Origin of the sequence: Nostoc sp. (assembly GCF_036916735.1) — a bacterium.
Taxonomy (GTDB): domain Bacteria; phylum Cyanobacteriota; class Cyanobacteriia; order Cyanobacteriales; family Nostocaceae; genus Nostoc.
Genome location: NZ_JBALFV010000002.1, coordinates 166639 through 182677 on the forward strand (window position 1 = coordinate 166639; position 16039 = coordinate 182677).

Annotated in this window: 10 protein-coding genes; 7 read left to right on the forward strand and 3 right to left on the reverse strand. The window is 43.3% G+C overall.

What is annotated here, in order from left to right:
• Positions 1 to 189 precede the first annotated feature (189 nt).
• Positions 190 to 2892: an HD family phosphohydrolase gene (locus V7L20_RS01690; RefSeq protein ID WP_334742389.1), complete on the forward strand. Its 2703-nt coding sequence runs from the start codon at positions 190 to 192 to the stop codon at positions 2890 to 2892.
• Between the two features lie 499 nt (positions 2893 to 3391).
• On the opposite strand, the gene V7L20_RS01695 is transcribed toward V7L20_RS01690, so the two are convergent.
• Positions 3392 to 6424: a beta strand repeat-containing protein gene (locus V7L20_RS01695; RefSeq protein ID WP_334742390.1), complete on the reverse strand. Its 3033-nt coding sequence runs from the start codon at positions 6422 to 6424 to the stop codon at positions 3392 to 3394.
• Between the two features lie 672 nt (positions 6425 to 7096).
• Positions 7097 to 7315 (reverse strand): hypothetical protein, encoded by a 219-nt coding sequence (locus V7L20_RS01700; RefSeq protein WP_334742391.1) that lies wholly within the window; start codon positions 7313 to 7315, stop codon positions 7097 to 7099.
• On the opposite strand from V7L20_RS01700, the gene V7L20_RS01705 reads away from it, so the two are divergent.
• Both V7L20_RS01705 and glpK read left to right on the forward strand, forming a co-directional pair.
• A complete protein-coding gene (locus tag V7L20_RS01705; protein WP_334742392.1) occupies positions 7314 to 7436 on the forward strand; it encodes a hypothetical protein in 123 nt (40 codons plus the stop codon). The genes V7L20_RS01700 and V7L20_RS01705 overlap by 2 nt on opposite strands.
• Before the next feature lie 380 nt (positions 7437 to 7816).
• Positions 7817 to 9331 carry a glycerol kinase GlpK gene (gene glpK / locus V7L20_RS01710; RefSeq protein WP_334742393.1) on the forward strand — a complete coding sequence of 505 codons (1515 nt, stop codon included), beginning with the start codon at positions 7817 to 7819 and terminating at the stop codon, positions 9329 to 9331.
• 151 nt (positions 9332 to 9482) lie between these two features.
• Here the strand turns inward: glpK and ilvC are convergent, their stop codons facing one another.
• Positions 9483 to 10478: a ketol-acid reductoisomerase gene (ilvC, locus tag V7L20_RS01715; RefSeq protein WP_334742394.1), complete on the reverse strand. Its 996-nt coding sequence runs from the start codon at positions 10476 to 10478 to the stop codon at positions 9483 to 9485.
• A gap of 803 nt (positions 10479 to 11281) precedes the next feature.
• Here ilvC and V7L20_RS01720 point away from each other — a divergent pair.
• The 4 genes from V7L20_RS01720 (at position 11282) to V7L20_RS01735 (ending at position 16000) form a co-directional block, all read left to right on the forward strand.
• A complete protein-coding gene (locus tag V7L20_RS01720; RefSeq protein WP_334742395.1) occupies positions 11282 to 11914 on the forward strand; it encodes a DUF1003 domain-containing protein in 633 nt (210 codons plus the stop codon).
• Between the two features lie 111 nt (positions 11915 to 12025).
• On the forward strand, positions 12026 to 12952 hold the full coding sequence (locus tag V7L20_RS01725) for a DUF4349 domain-containing protein (RefSeq protein ID WP_334742396.1): 927 nt from the start codon (positions 12026 to 12028) through the stop codon (positions 12950 to 12952).
• Positions 12953 to 13187: 235 nt separating this feature from the next.
• Complete coding sequence (locus tag V7L20_RS01730; protein ID WP_334742397.1) at positions 13188 to 14546, forward strand: NAD(P)/FAD-dependent oxidoreductase; 1359 nt, start codon at positions 13188 to 13190, stop codon at positions 14544 to 14546.
• A gap of 218 nt (positions 14547 to 14764) precedes the next feature.
• Entirely contained in the window at positions 14765 to 16000 is a 1236-nt protein-coding gene (locus tag V7L20_RS01735) for an LL-diaminopimelate aminotransferase (protein WP_334742398.1), read from the forward strand.
• Positions 16001 to 16039 lie beyond the last annotated feature (39 nt).

Genomic DNA, 16039 nt, shown 5'->3' on the forward strand with positions numbered 1-16039 from the left:
CCAATCTAGCCAAAAACTAAAAAACTTATATACTAGAATTTTTCAGCAAACCTTTGGACTGATTCTGTAGGTAACTATTGTGGCAAATCAGCTTTAATTAGGCTCCGTCACCAGTGTAGCAACTAATCAAACTTCCCTGATGATTGTCTTATTTTGAGCTATCAAAGTCAGCAATTGCAGGCAGAAATAATGAAAATAAAGCAATTTTTGCAATTCTTAACCCAGCAATTGACTAACTGGCGGCGACAGTACAAAGGACTACGCCGTAAAGGAAAGTTAATGAGTAGTCCCAAAAGCAAAAGCCATAGAAGGGAACTTGTACGGACTATCGTTAAGAATGTAATTTTATTTTTATCTAAAACCAACGATAAAAGCATAGGTGTAGCCAGCCGTAGACATCGTCGAAAACAAGAAAGAGCGCTCCAGTCAAAGGCCAAATCGGTTAAAACTGAGAGTAGTATTTGTGCAATCGCTTTAGATTGGGTACATGAACAGCGTTCCTTGGTAATTTTAGCGATCGCTCTAGTGTCCCTGACTGCCGTTATTGGGCATAAATTATACAATCAGACTCAACTCCAAATCGGAAATCCAGCGCCTCAAACAATTACAGCGCCTTACACAGCTAGCATCGAAGATCAAAAAAAAACAGAATCACAGCGCCAAGCCGTTAGTCAAACATCCTTACAGGTGTTGATGATTAATGCGCGAATGAACGAACAAATCAACGAAAATTTGCAACGACTTCTAGATAATGGCAACAAAATTCGCGCCATTGCTGGAGCTTTTCCTTTTTTTGATCCTGTAGTTTTGTCCATCTCTACCCAGCGTTACCTCCGTTCTTGTCCTGACTTGGAATGGCAAGCACTGCTAGTAGCTGTAGAAAATAGTAAAAATCAGTATAAGAAAGGAACAGGACAAACCACCGTCTCATCCGCACCCAATCAGGAACACCAACGGCGCACAACACCAACGCCACAGAAGACAAAGCTTGTTGATTTTTCTCAAAACACTGACTTTATTCAAGCAGTAGCAGAACTAGAATCTTACCGCGTCACTTCTGAGAACAACTTGTCTTTAGTGATTTCCCAAATTTCCCAAGCACGCGAAAGATACACCCAAGCCACTGCCAAACTTTTACAGTTAGAGACTGTTACCCCAGAAGCAGTATACGAGAAATCCATACTTTTAGATTTGTTAGATGATGAGTGGAAAACGACACAAATGGGAATCCATCAGAGTGCAGAGCGGATTCTCACCCAAGGCATCCCGCAGGGACTGCCAAAAAATATCTTAGAGGATGCGGTGAGTTTACAATTGCAGTCCTTTGTACCAGAATCCGCCGAATCTTTGGCAAAGAACCTGTTGTTAGCTGTACTCAAGCCGAATCTGCAAAAAGATGAAGAACAAACCAGAGAAAATGCTCAAAAAGCTGCTGCTGGGGTGTCACCCGTGATGATGAAGGTACGGTATGGCCAAGTGATTGTCAGAAAAGGAGCACAGATTACTGCATGGAACTTTAAGGTGCTGGAGCATTATCACCTGGTTCGCTGGGAGATAAAATGGTGGGAGTTAGTCAAGTTAACAGGCATAATTGCGATCGCCATTGCCATTTTTGTCTGGGTAGAACGCCATGTCAATTACGAATTGCGACAACGCGATCGCTTGTTGGTGTTACTGCTAACTCTGAGTGTGCCAGGATTGGTAACGATGGGATTGCCTTATACTACCTGGAGCGCCCTTGGTTTATTGTTAGGAAGCTTCTATGGCCCCATTTTGGGGTTGACAGTTGTCGGACTGCTGTTGCCAATATTAGCTATTAGCTTGGATATAAGCAAGGCTGCGCTTCTAGCTGGTGTTGGAGGGGGAATATTAGGTAGTTACATAGCGCAACGATTGCGATCGCGCGAAGAATTGGCATTATTGGGGGTTGCGATCGCTTTAACTCAGGGCGGCATTTATCTGGTTGTTAAAATCTTAATTGGTCAAGCATTTGGTTCAACTTGGTATCTTGTTCTCCAAGAAGCCGGATTGTTTGCTTTATCCGGTTTAGGTTGGAGTGTTGTAGCTTTAGGGTTAAGTCCTTATCTAGAAAAAGTTTTTGATTTAGTTACCCCAATCCGTTTAGCGGAGTTAGCGAACCCTAACCGCCCTTTATTAAAACGACTTGCTACTGAAACTCCCGGAACTTTTCAACACACGTTGCTTGTGGCTACCCTTGCTGAAGCTGCCGCCAAAGAACTAGGATGCAATGTGGAGTTAGTCAGGGCTGGGGCATTATATCATGATATTGGCAAAATGCACGACCCCCTTGGCTTTATTGAAAATCAAATGGGGGGGCCGAATAAACATGATACTGAGATAAAAGATCCTTGGAAGAGTGCAGAAATTATCAAAAAGCACGTAACTGAAGGGTTAGTGATGGCGCGTAAACACCTTTTGCCGACAGCGATTCAAGCTTTTATTCCAGAGCATCAAGGAACAATGCTGATTGCCTATTTCCATCATCAAGCCCAGCAAATGGCTCAGTCAGAGCCAAGTTTAACATTAGACGACGCAGATTTTCGCTACGATGGGCCGATTCCCCAATCACGGGAAACTGGAATTGTCATGTTAGCAGATTCTTGTGAAGCGGCGCTGCGATCATTTGAAGCATCGGCTAAACCTATGGGAGAGAAGCGATCGCTCAAAGATGTCTCCACTGAACAAGCTTTAACAATGTTAAACAATATTCTGCGTGCCAAATGGCAAGACAATCAACTCGTAGATTCAGGATTAACACGAGAAGAAATGTCAAAAATTGCCCAGATATTTATAGATGTTTGGCAGCAATTTCATCACAAACGCATTGCTTATCCTAAGTTAAAGGCTAGTAACGCTGTGCGGAATTTGTAATTAAGAAACTTAGGTTTAATCTGGGTTGCCAAACTTCTTCTATAGCGTTATTTTCGAGAACAGGTTCCATGTTCTGAGCTTATATAAAAATCGTATTCGATTTTTGAAATTATCTATGTAAGAGGAAAGTGGGGAGTGGGGACTAGGGAATTAGGCTTTTCGAGTTTTACGAGCTTTTTCATAAATCAAATATTAGTCTTATATTAGAATACGCTTGGGTTAGCGCCAAAAACTTTTTAAGAATTATGCAAAAACTCTCTGAAGCTCTTATTTATTTGTGACAGCAGTCGCTACACTGACTTTTCAAGCTATGTGGAAAAACCAACGCGAAATCTAACCCTCTAACCTCCTTCCTTGGTAAGGAAGGAGGAGAATTTAAAGCCTCTCTCTTTGCAGGAGAGAGGTTCTGAACTCGAAGTTTAGTGTTTAGAACTCAAAGTTTGATGTTCCGAACTCAAAGTTTAGTGTTTGGAACTCAAAGTTTGTTGTTCCAAAAGAACTACGTTTGGATAATAAAATCAGATGCGTTGAGAATTGGCGCACCAGTTAGAGTCACAAATAGACCACCACTGCCGAAACCAGTCGTGCTGCCATTTTCGTTGTAGAACAACTGCCCACTCACAGGATCGTAGACAATTTTCGCCGTGCTAGTCCCAGCTGAAGAAGTGATTTCAAAATCACTCTCGTTACTAAAACCTACTCCCGGAACCGAAGTAATTGTATTAAAGGTATCCTTATCCAGTACAATCTTGTCACTTTGTGTAGGAGCTGCAAAAAATACACCGTAGAACCCACTAATACTATCTAGACCAATATCAGCGCTATTAAAAGCAGCACCAGTATTGTAAAGGAATCTATCAACACCTTCACCACCTGTGAGTACGTCATTGCCAGCACCCCCAACCAGAGTATCATCGCCAGCACCACCGATGAGGGTATCATTACCAGTTCCACCCCGCAGCAAATCATTGCCACTATTGCCGTTAATGATGTCATCACCTCCCTGACCATTAATCACATCGCCGGAGTCCTTAAAACCCGTAATGTTATTGTTAAGGTCATTAAGGAATGTAACGGTATTCGGGTTAAATAAGTCAGTTTGAGTGGAGTTGGCATCGAAGACATCAAAACTGTCAACGATGCCCCTCTGGTTATCAAACAGGATATTGCCAATAGCTGGGCTAGTATCAGATGCTGGTAAATTATTTAAGTTTTCTAACAGGAAGTTTTCTAGAATGATTTCGGTATTGCTTGTATTTTCAAAAGTGATTTCTAGATTGTTGCCATTTTGATTTAATTGCAGATTTTTAGCAGTCAATCCTAATCTAGTAAAATCCAAGGTATCAACTTCAGCAATTACCGCCGCTGATGGATTTAAAGTATCAACTTCAGCAGTTACCGTCGCTGATGGATTTGAAGTATCAACTTCAGGAATTACCGCCGTTGATGGATTTGAATCAATACCTACCCTACCTACACCGCCAAAGTCGGTTATGGTGTCGATGCCATCGCCTCTTGAGAAGATGAATTGGTCTCGACCACCATTACCAGTGAGCTTGTCGTTACCACCTTTGCCCTCGATGATGTTATTGTTGGGTGTGCCGATGAGGATATCTGCATCAGGCGTGCCCGTGATCAATTTCTGGACAAAACCTAAAGTGGTGGTTGCCACTGCACTGGTGTTACTCAAATCTTGCCCGTCATCGACGACAAACTCAATTGTGGTATTAACAGTGGTAGCTGTACTGTTGTAGGTAACGCTGCTGAGGACTTGTCGATAATTGGCAATGGTATCCGTACCACTAAGGGTGAGAGTGCCTGTGGTGGGGTCGTAGGTAGCGTTGATGTTGCCGATGGCAGTGGCATTAAGACTTTCGGTTGCGCCATTCAAGAGATTGGTAATGGTGATGGTAGCGCCAGCTAGGGTAGTGTTATTGTCATCCAGAGTGAAGTTGCTACCGATGATGGAGACGGGAGTACCGCTAAAGGTAGTGCTAAAATCAATACCCTGTGAGTTGCCGTTGAGGTCGAGAACGGGGGCGCGGTTGCCAAACACCACATAGGTTTGCCCTGAGCTAATGTCGTTGGGGTCGGCAAAAGGTGTCCCGATAATCAGGTCGTCAATACCGTCGCCGTTGATGTCTCCCGCACTGCCAAGAGAGTAGCCTGAACGGTCATCTGAATTGATGCCGTTGATGGTAAAGCCATTTGTGCCGTTGAGGGTAAAGAGGTTGAGTTGGGCACCAAAACCCTCCTTGCTGCCAAACACCACGTAGCTTTGCCCTGAATTGCTGCCATTGGGATCGGCAAAGGGTGCCGCGATAATCAGGTCATCAATGCCGTCGCCGTTGATGTCTCCCGCACTGCTGACAAAACTGCTGAAGAAGCCGTCACCTTTATTGAAGCCGTTGATGACGAAGCCGTTAGTGCCGTTGAGGGTGGAGAGGTTGAATTGGGCAGGAAAACTTTCCTTGCTGCCAAACACCACGTAGGTTTGCCCTGAATTGTCGCCGTTGGCGTCGGAAAAGGGTGCCCCAATAATCAGGTCGGCAATACCGTCGCCGTTGATGTCTCCGGCACTCCTAACAGAGTCGCCTGAACGGTCATCTGGATTGATGCCGTTGATAGCAAAGCCATTTGTGCCGTTGAGGGTGGAAAGGTTGAACTGGGCAGCAAAACCTTCCTTGCTGCCAAACACCACATAGCTTTGCCCTGAATTGTCGCCGTTGGGGTTGGTAAAGGGTGCCCCGATAATCAGGTCGTCAATACCGTCGCCGTTGATATCTCCGGCACTGCTAACAGAGTTGCCTAAGGAGTCATCTTCATTGATGCCGTTGATGGTGAAACCATTACTGCCATTGAGGGTAGAGAGGTCGAATTGGGCAGGAAAACTTTCCTTGCTGCCAAACACCACGTAGCTTTGCCCGGAAGAGGAGCCGTTGGGGGAGGCAAAGGGTGCCCCGATAATCAGGTCGTCAATACCGTCGCCGTTGATATCTCCAGCACTGCTAACAGAGTTGCCTAATGAGTCATATTGATTGATGCCGTTGATGGTGAAACCATTAGTGCCGTTGAGGGTGGAGAGGTTGAATTGGGCAGGAAAACTTTCCTCGCTGCCAAACACGACGTAGGTTTGCCCTGAAGTGATGCCGTTGGGGGAGGCACCATCTGCCCCGATAATCAGGTCGTCAATGCCGTCGCCGTTAATATCTCCGGCACTGCTAATAGAGTTGCCTGAACGGTCATCTGGATTGATGCCGTTGATGGCAAAGCCCGACCTGCCGTTGAGGGTGGAGAGGTAGAATTGGGCAGCAAAACTTTCCTTGCTGCCAAACACCACGTAGCTTTGCCCTGAATTGTCGCCGTTGGGGTCGGCACCATCTGCCCCGATAATTAGGTCGTCTAGACCGTCGCCGTTGATGTCTCCAGCACTGCTAATAGAGTAGCCTGAACGGTCATCTGGATTGATGCCGTTGATAGCAAAGCCATTTGTGCCGTTGAGGTTAGATAAGTTGAAAGCTGAATTTGCCATGAATTCGTCCTTTTGTTTTGAAAACTCAAATTTTGATGTTTGGAACTCGAAGTTTGGTGTTCTGAGCTTGAAGTTCGGTGTTTGGAACTCAAAGTTTGGTGTTTAAAACTCGAAGTTTAATGCTCTCTTTTGGAAGTTTGGTGTTCCAAATGGATTACGCTGATGCGTAGGCGTAGCCCGCCGTAGGCATCGCTTGATAGTCGCTGGAGTGAGTTAATTTGACCGACTACCTAAATTTTTGCTAGACGCTGCTGTTGGCGTTGCTCTTTTTTGATATAATATTAAGTCCAGTTCATTAGTCTAGTTATAATTAGGCGAATCTATGCAGAAAGCCCAAAAATACCTGTCCTCTGCAACCTTTACGCCGCCTACTATACGGCTTAACTTAGTGCCATTCGGGTCTTCTAGTATGCTTGATGTTTTTGTAAGCGTTGAAGTATAAATTACAAACTCCAATAATATCAAGGGTAGTGAGAAATGGATCAAGTTGACGCAAACAACCTTCTGCCATCCCTCGCTCTAAGGGACTTCCAATTAAAATAAATAATCAATCGCTGTGTAGGCAGGGGAGCAGGGGGAAAATAAAAATATCATCTGAACAAATTAAGTAATTTATTCTCTGGAAGTCTCTAAAATCTTGATTAGATACCCAAAATTTTCTTGCCAATTTCCTTACTTGAAATACTTTCTTTGATTTTGGTTTACTTCTTGAAACCAAAGCATCCCTCTGTGCGGATAAGCAACTTCGTAGGTAATCGCTTCTTTGACAAGCGCCTTCAAGGCTTCCTCTGGTGGGAACTGAATTCGCCGGGAGGTAAAATGGCGGGAGTTAGTGAAGTTAACAGGCGTAATTGCGATCGCCATTGCCATTTTTGTCTGGGTAGAACCCATGTCAATTACGAATTGCGACAACGCGATCGCTCCAATTCGTCAACCTTCTAAAGTTAAAGATACTCTAGAAGCATATATTGAGCCTTTGCTGATAAAGTATCTCTTGAAAAGTCAAACATAAACCTTTGATGAAACACATCAATTTTCCACATCTAGTATGAAGTTGTGTGTAGTATAGTGATTTTCATTTGAATGAGGGACACAGCATTGCCGTGTCTCTACGAGTATCTGTGGTTAATTATTTTTTCTGTACTTACTTATACGGGAACAGCTATATTCGCTCGTTCACAGCATTTATATAATGATTTTTTATGTCGTCTAGTTACACTTAATTATAATGCACAGCGTCTTGCAACGTTGTGAATGATCTGGGATTTGAGGTGCACACAGCAAAGTAAGCGCAATGCTATCCCTATAGGGAACTCAAAATGTATCCAAAATAATGTATATCTAATTTGACGTGCATTGTTAAAATCGCCTACGCAGCATGTCCTAGCAGTTATGCACACACTTGGCAACACAACTCAATCATTGGGCTACATCTTAGCACTGGACTTAGGTACAACAGGCAACCGCGCCTTTGTTTTTAACACAAACGGCAAGATTGTTGGTCAGGCATACAAAGAACTAACACAGTATTATCCTCAGCCCGGATGGTTAGAACATGACCCTCAACAAATCTGGCATGATACGTGTTGGGTGATGCAAACCGCAATTAGCAATGCTCAGATTGCTCCATCTGCGATCGCAGCCTTGGGACTGACTGTACAGCGCGAAACCTGTTTGATTTGGGACAAAACTACTGGTAGACCACTACATAAAGCGATTGTCTGGCAAGATCGCCGCACTGCTCCCCTTTGCCACCAATTACAACAGCAAGGCTACGCTCAAGAAATTTATGATCGCACCGGATTAATTATCGATGCCTACTTTTCTGCGACTAAGTTCAGGTGGCTATTAGATAAGTTCACGGATATTGACCTGAACAATATCTTAGCAGGCACTATTGATACCTGGGTGCTGTGGAACCTCACAGGTGGCAAAGTCCATGCTACTGACCATAGCAACGCCAGCCGGACAATGTTGATGAATCTCAAAACCTTTAAGTGGGATGAAAATTTACTTGAACTATTTCAGATTCCGGTGCATATTTTGCCCCAGATTCAGCCTAGTTTAGGAGTATTTGGAGTCACTGATGCTACTTTGTTGGGCGCTGAAATTCCCATTACTGCCATTTTGGGGGATCAACAAGCTGCTCTATTTGGTCATGGCTGTGATCGCCCCGGTTTAATTAAATGTACTTACGGAACTGGTAGCTTTTTGATAGCTCATACAGGTGATAAGATTGTGCGCTCGCACCACCAACTTATTTCCACGGTGGCATGGACACAGGCAAATCCGAGGGGAAGTTTAGATGTAAACTATGCCTTAGAAGGTAGTATGTTTACTAGTGGAGCTTGTATTCAATGGTTACGCGATCGCCTGAAGCTGATTAAAACTGCTGCTGAAAGTGAAGCGATGGCAAATCAGGTAACAGATAATGGCGGAGTCTACTTTGTGCCTGCATTTAGTGGGCTAGGCGCACCTTACTGGGATATGAGCGCGAGGGGAGCCTTTTTCGGTATTACCGCTAGTGTACAACCAGAGCATTTAGTTCGCGCCGTCCTAGAAGCGATCGCTTACCAAGTTCTGGAAGTAGTGCAAGCAATTAATGCATCTAGCAGTACTCCAGTTGGGCGATTAACCGTAGATGGCGGTGCTTGCGAAAATAATTTTCTGATGCAGTTCCAAGCTGATGTATTAGGTATTCCAGTTGAACGAAAGGTAATGCGCGATACAACAGTTCAAGGTGCAGCATTGGCAGCAGGTTTAGCTGTAGGATTTTGGCACAGCTATAAAGCACTGGTGGAACAACAACAAATTGAAAGTGTGTTTGAGCCGGGGAGCGATGCCCCATTGTTAAATTTTCCTACTTGGCAAAAGGCAGTGAAACGCACTCTCGCTTGGGAGGAGTAGCCCCCAATACGGTTTTTAAGGGGGTCGCCGCAGGCGGGGGGATCTTATCCGAACCGTATTGGAACATCAAATAGACATTATCTTGAGAAGCCTACACTCACCGCTTGCAGTGAGTGTGAAAGTATATTAATCCTTTAGCTGCTTCTTTTGCTTAAGCTTTTTTCAACCAGCTAAACATAGCGCGTAAATCTTTGCCGACTTCCTCAATTTTGTGTTCAGCTTCTTTACGACGCAAGGCGGTAAATCCTGGTTTACCAGATTGGTTTTCTAGAACAAATTCCCGTGCAAATTGTCCAGATTGAATTTCGCTGAGAATCTTCTGCATTTCAGCTTTGGTTTGTTCAGTCACAATCCGCGGGCCACGGGTATAATCACCATATTCGGCTGTGTTAGAAATGCTATCCCGCATTTTAGCTAAACCACCTTCTACAACCAAGTCAACAATCAGCTTGACTTCATGCAGACATTCAAAATAAGCCAATTCTGGTTGATAACCAGCTTCTACCAAAGTTTCAAATCCAGCTTTGATTAAAGCACTCAAACCACCGCACAATACTGCTTGTTCACCAAATAAATCGGTTTCTGTTTCTTCACGGAAAGTCGTTTCGAGAATACCAGCGCGACTACCACCAATACCTTTAGCATAAGACATGGCGCGATCGCGTGCCTGACCACTGGCATCTTGATAAACTGCAAACAGCGCTGGTACACCTTCCCCATTTTCATAAGTCCGCCGTACTATATGCCCCGGCCCTTTGGGTGCTATCATCACCACATCTACGTTAGCTGGTGGTACAACTTGCCCAAAGTGAATATTGAAGCCGTGGGCAAAGGCTAACACATTCCCTTCTTCTAAATTGGGTTCAATCTCGTTTTTGTAAATCGTTTTTTGGACTTCATCAGGTAACAAAATCATGATGAAATCAGCAGCATTGGCAGCATCTGCAACATCTTTCACAGTTAACCCAGCAGCTTGGGCTTTTGCGACTGACTTACTACCCGGATATAGCCCCACAATCACATTCAAACCACTATCTTTGAGATTGAGAGCGTGGGCATGACCTTGAGAACCGTAGCCGATGATAGCAATAGTTTTTCCAGCCAAAAGGTCTAAATTGGCATCTTCGTCATAGTACATCCGGGCCATAGAAGCATCTCCTGTCAGCAAGCATCGTCATTTATTTGCAGGCTTAAGATTGTACCTTAAATTGAGTAACCACAGATGAACTGTTACCCGGATTTCTCACAATATTGCTCAAAGCCTTATAAAACCCAGATTCATAAGTTTCACACTGCATTAAAATTTTTAGCCGTCATAAATGTCCAAAAAATTCTCTGGGTAAAGGTTCTGAATAAGGAACTGACAAATAAAAAAATACTCAACTACTTCTTGTGAGGTGGACACTGGCCTTTGGCTATGGGCGCTCATGTTGCCCACCCCACAAGATTGAATAATTTATTTATTGGAAATCCCTAATGCGATCGCTAATTCTCAAATCGGGAATATAATATTCAAAAAACTGGACGTATACGGCAACGCGGTAATTTAGTAGTTAATTTTACATATAGCATAAAGAATTTACTTAAGTTACCCCAAATCATCAGCACTGTCCGCCACTGTCATAATAGTGTTTCTCATCAAGGAAGCTTCGTTATTAAGGACTAGTATTCGGAAGTTTTACCTAGTATAATGTCACTGATATAGGGTTAGTAACACTAGTGATTCTTTGAGACGAAAGGCATTCTAAGATGTTGGGCCTAGCGAGAGTACGAGCCTGGTTGCCATGTCACCTTGAAACTTAACTGCGGTAACGGTTCCAGTAGACACTATAACGTTATTACTTCCAATTTGAGTTCAAACTCGATTGATTAATCAAGCATATAACAGTTGAATTGCGGTTTAAATTGAGTTAGTAAATTGAAGTAATCATTAATCAAGTCAGACTACCAATGCTCTCCCAAGATAAATCAAATCCAAAAGATTCACCGCAAGGATCGTGCGAAACACGTCGTCAAAACCTTCTGCCCACTGCCCCATTACCGGAATCTATTAGTAAAAATATCGAGACTATCATCGCATTGCACAGACGTTCTGAAAAAGACGTACCACAACACCAGCGGGTTTTAGAAACGGTAACTAACTTTTTTGGTCGTCCTGCATTCCTGTATAGCATCCTGCTTGGGATTATTCTGTGGGTAACACCTAATGTCTTACCACGACGTTTGGGCATACCAAGATTTGATCCTCTTCCATTTCCTTGGTTACAATTTTCACTGACTGCGGGTTCATTATTGGTGACAGCAGGTGTATTGATTAAACAAGAGCGACAAGAAAAGTTAGCAGAGCAACGGGCGCAGCTTAGTCTTCAACTTAACCTACTCTCTGAGCAGAAAATCGCTAAACTCATCGATTTGCTTGAGGAATTACGCCAGGATATTCCTAATGTCAAAAATCGCTCTGATCCGGAGGCTGAAATGATGAAGTCCCCTACTGACCCGCACGCAATTATAGATGTATTAGAAGAGACTTTAGCATCAGAGTTAGCAAGTTTTTCTCAGCAAAAAACATCAATTGAAGAATAATAATTAGACTTTGGACAAAACTTTATTCCTGTTACATAAATCGCAACAATCCAGGCTTTGAGTTTTACTTCAGTAATACTGGGGTTAACTTCATCCGTCTGGGGGTAGATTATGTACGCTTCGAGTAAATTACCGCGCACATCTGCTTTATTTATAAGTGTGTTATTGGGAGGGGTGATTTTCACTAGTTGCGCCTCTTCCCATCAGTCAGCAAATAAGGCTTTACCTCCAATGGGAGCCGATAGTGCGGGAAATCCAGCATCTGCACCTGCTCGTGAAAACAGTATTTCCCAAAAGATGGAAGCTACACCAATAGCCCGTTCTCGTCCCCAACTTATTAAAAAAGCAGCAATGTCTTTGACTGTCAACTCTGTAGACGGGACTATTGATGCTGTTTCACAAATCATCAATCAACAGCAAGGGGATTTAATCGGGTTGAAACAACAACAACCCAATAATGACAACCCGCGCTACACAGCAACTATACAATTGCGGATACCAGAGAACCTGCTGGAACCTACCCTGGAACAACTTGCTAAATTGGGCACTGTTGAAAGTCGTAATATCACTGCCGAAGATGTGAGCGATCGCTTGGTAGATTTCCAAGCTAGATTAACCAATTTGCAGAAAACTGAAGCCAATTTGCAAAAAATTATGGATCGGGCAGCTTCTGTCAGAGATGTGCTTAGTGTTGCCCAAGAACTGAGTAATGTCCGAGAAACTATAGAACAAATTAATGCCCAACTCAAAAGTCTACAAAATCAAGTAGCTTATTCCACTATTACGCTGAATCTAGAAGCAGCAGTTTCTAGCACCAGTTCACAACCTGCCTTTGGCTTGCAAGTTCAGGAGACTTGGAATAAATCTACTCACTCCCTTAGTTCATTTTCCGTTGGCTTACTCAAGCTGGGTATTTGGTTAATTGTTTACAGTCCCTATTTGTTAATTTTTGCTGCCCTTGTCTATGGCTTCAACCGTTGGCGACGAACTCATTCACCACGTTTAACACAAGCACCAGAATCAACTAGTTCTGAGTGAGCTTGCCATAAATCCTACATCTACCGTTAATAAATCTACACAGGCAAAGAGTGATCCAAATATTGCCAACTCTTATTGTCTGCGCCTTCGTCTTGAAAAGTTCTGTTTATCCTGTAGTTTTAATTACTTTAAAACTTTTTCAAATGTAAAGAGCGATACAAAATATCTGATGACAATTTTGATACAAATCTGTTAAGAATAGTTACAATAGTCGGCAAATACGGTAATATTTCTTATGGTCAATTCACTTGACAATAATCCGCCCCATCAAGTAGTTATTGTAGGCGGTGGCTTTGGTGGACTTTATGCAGCAAAAACACTCGCTAAGGCAGCAGTAAACGTTACTCTAATTGATAAACGTAACTTTCATCTATTTCAACCCCTTTTATATCAAGTTGCCACAGGTGCGCTATCTCCTGCGGATATTTCCTCACCATTGCGTTCTGTCCTCAGCAAGAGCAAGAATACGAAAGTGCTGCTGGGTGAGGTGAATAATATTGATCCAGAAGCAAAACAAGTGATTGTGGGCAACGAAGCAATAGTTTACGATACGTTAATTGTTGCCACAGGTGCGAAGCATTCCTATTTTGGTAAAGACAACTGGGAAGAATTTGCTCCCGGCTTGAAAACTGTAGAAGATGCTATAGAAATGCGTAGGCGGATTTTTTCGGCGTTTGAAGCCGCAGAAAAAGAAACCGATCCCGAAAAACGCCGTGCTTGGTTAACCTTTGTAATTGTGGGTGGTGGCCCTACTGGTGTAGAATTAGCTGGTGCGATCGCAGAATTGGCAAATCAAACTCTCAAAGAAGATTTCCGCAATATCGACACCTCAGAAGCCAAGATTTTGCTATTAGAAGGTTTGGAGCGGATTTTGCCACCTTTTGCACCAGAGTTATCACAAGAAGCGGAAGCATCTTTAAGGCGCTTGGGTGTGGTTGTGCAGACGAAAACATTGGTAACAAATATAGAAAATAATATTGTTACCCTCAAACAAGGCGATGAAATTAAAGAAATTGCCTCAAAAACGGTATTATGGGCAGCAGGTGTGAAAGCTTCCGCAATGGGAAAAGTCCTAGCAGAACGCACAGGTGCAGAATGTGATCGCGCTGGACGAATTATCGTTGAACCTGACTTGAGTATTAAAGGACATCCGAATATTTTTGTAATTGGCGATTTAGCAAATTTTTCTCATCAAAATGGTAAACCGCTACCTGGTGTTGCACCTGTAGCGAAGCAAGAAGGTGAATATGTAGCAGAATTAGTCCAAAAGCGGCTTGTAGGTAACAATTTGCCACCCTTTGCTTATACCGATTATGGTAGTTTGGCAATGATTGGACACAGTTCTGCTGTGGTCGATTTCGGCTTTATCAAGCTGAAAGGTTTCGTTGCATGGCTGTTTTGGCTATTGATTCACATCTACTTCTTAATTGAATTTAACAACAAATTAGTAGTAATGATTCAGTGGGCATGGAACTATTTCACCCGTAATCGTGGAGCAAGATTGATTACAGGACAAGAATCAATCACGCAGTTTGGAATTAGCGATCGCAACATTTACACATCAGCCGATAATAAACAACCAGTAAATGTCTAGTTGGGCTTTGTTAAGTTAAGAGTTAGGAGTTATTTATTTCCTTGGCGGAAGCTGAAGCTACATCTACTCCAATCTTTTTCTTCTCTACGAGACGCTGCACTTCGGCAAAGCTCAGTGACCACGCGAACAGTTTTGAATTTTGAATTTTGAATTGATTTCTCCCCGCCCTCATAAATTAGCAGTAAGCTGTTTGAGGGCGTTTTTTCATAATCTACATAATGGCAACTATTAACGACAACTACTTGAAACTGAAAGCGGGTTATCTGTTTCCAGAAATTGCTCGGCGGGTGAATGCCTTTGCAGAAGCGAACAGTGATGCTAAAATCATCCGGTTGGGCATTGGTGATGTTACTGAACCTCTGCCGGAAGCTTGCCGCACAGCGATGATTAAAGCTGTGGAAGAAATGGGCGATCGCAATACTTTCAAAGGCTACGGGCCAGAGCAAGGCTACGCTTGGTTGCGGGAAAAAATTGCCACTCAAGATTTCCAAGCACGGGGAGCTGAGATAGATGCTTCCGAAATATTTATCTCCGATGGTTCCAAGTGCGATACGGGCAATATTTTAGAAATCTTTGGTCATAATAACATCATCGCCGTTACTGACCCCGTTTATCCCGTATATGTAGACACTAACGTTATGGTGGGAAATACGGGAGATGCCAACGATAAAGGCGAGTTTGAAGGATTAGTTTATCTACCGATTACGGCTGATAACAACTTCACCGCCGAGATTCCCTCAAAGAAAGTCGATTTAATTTATCTCTGCTTTCCCAATAACCCCACAGGCGCAACTGCTACCAAAGAATATCTCAAGACATGGGTGGACTATGCCAAAGCTAATAACTCGATTATTTTCTTTGATGCAGCCTACGAAGCTTATATTACCGATCCGTTGCTTCCTCACTCAATTTATGAAATTGAAGGTGCAAGAGAAGTTGCGATCGAATTTCGGTCTTTTTCCAAAAACGCAGGTTTTACAGGAACCCGTTGCGCGTTAACTGTAGTACCGAAGACACTCACAGCAAAAGCCGCCGATGGTTCCGATGTAGAACTGTGGAAACTCTGGAATCGCCGCCAGTCTACCAAATTCAACGGTGTTTCTTACATTGTCCAACGGGGAGCCGAAGCGGTTTACTCTGAAGAAGGACAAGCACAAATCAAGGGATTGGTAAGTTTCTATCTAGAAAACGCCAAAATTATCCGCGAAAAACTTACAGCCGCCGGATTATCAGTTTATGGTGGCGTGAATGCACCTTACGTTTGGGTGAAAACTCCTAATGGTTTATCCAGTTGGGAATTCTTTGATAAGTTACTACAAACTGTCAACGTTGTAGGCACACCTGGTTCTGGGTTTGGTGCTGCGGGTGAAGGTTACTTCCGCATTTCGGCGTTTAACAGCCGAGAGAATGTCGAAGAGGCGATGAAACGGATTACTGAGAAGTTTAAAGTGTAGAGCGATCGCTTTTGTTAAACTCATTCTATTAGTCTAAAG

Bases quoted from the DNA above. Each gene is read 5' to 3' on its own strand.
- glpK (WP_334742393.1), top strand. From the start codon at position 7,817: ATGCACACACTTGGCAACACAACTCAATCATTGGGCTACATCTTAGCA.
- V7L20_RS01720 (WP_334742395.1), top strand. From the start codon at position 11,282: ATGCTCTCCCAAGATAAATCAAATCCAAAAGATTCACCGCAAGGATCG.
- V7L20_RS01695 (WP_334742390.1), bottom strand. From the start codon at position 6,424: ATGGCAAATTCAGCTTTCAACTTATCTAACCTCAACGGCACAAATGGC.
- V7L20_RS01690 (WP_334742389.1), top strand. From the start codon at position 190: ATGAAAATAAAGCAATTTTTGCAATTCTTAACCCAGCAATTGACTAAC.
- V7L20_RS01730 (WP_334742397.1), top strand. From the start codon at position 13,188: ATGGTCAATTCACTTGACAATAATCCGCCCCATCAAGTAGTTATTGTA.
- V7L20_RS01735 (WP_334742398.1), top strand. From the start codon at position 14,765: ATGGCAACTATTAACGACAACTACTTGAAACTGAAAGCGGGTTATCTG.
- V7L20_RS01725 (WP_334742396.1), top strand. From the start codon at position 12,026: ATGTACGCTTCGAGTAAATTACCGCGCACATCTGCTTTATTTATAAGT.
- V7L20_RS01705 (WP_334742392.1), top strand. From the start codon at position 7,314: ATGTCAATTACGAATTGCGACAACGCGATCGCTCCAATTCGTCAACCT.
- V7L20_RS01700 (WP_334742391.1), bottom strand. From the start codon at position 7,315: ATGGGTTCTACCCAGACAAAAATGGCAATGGCGATCGCAATTACGCCT.
- ilvC (WP_334742394.1), bottom strand. From the start codon at position 10,478: ATGGCCCGGATGTACTATGACGAAGATGCCAATTTAGACCTTTTGGCT.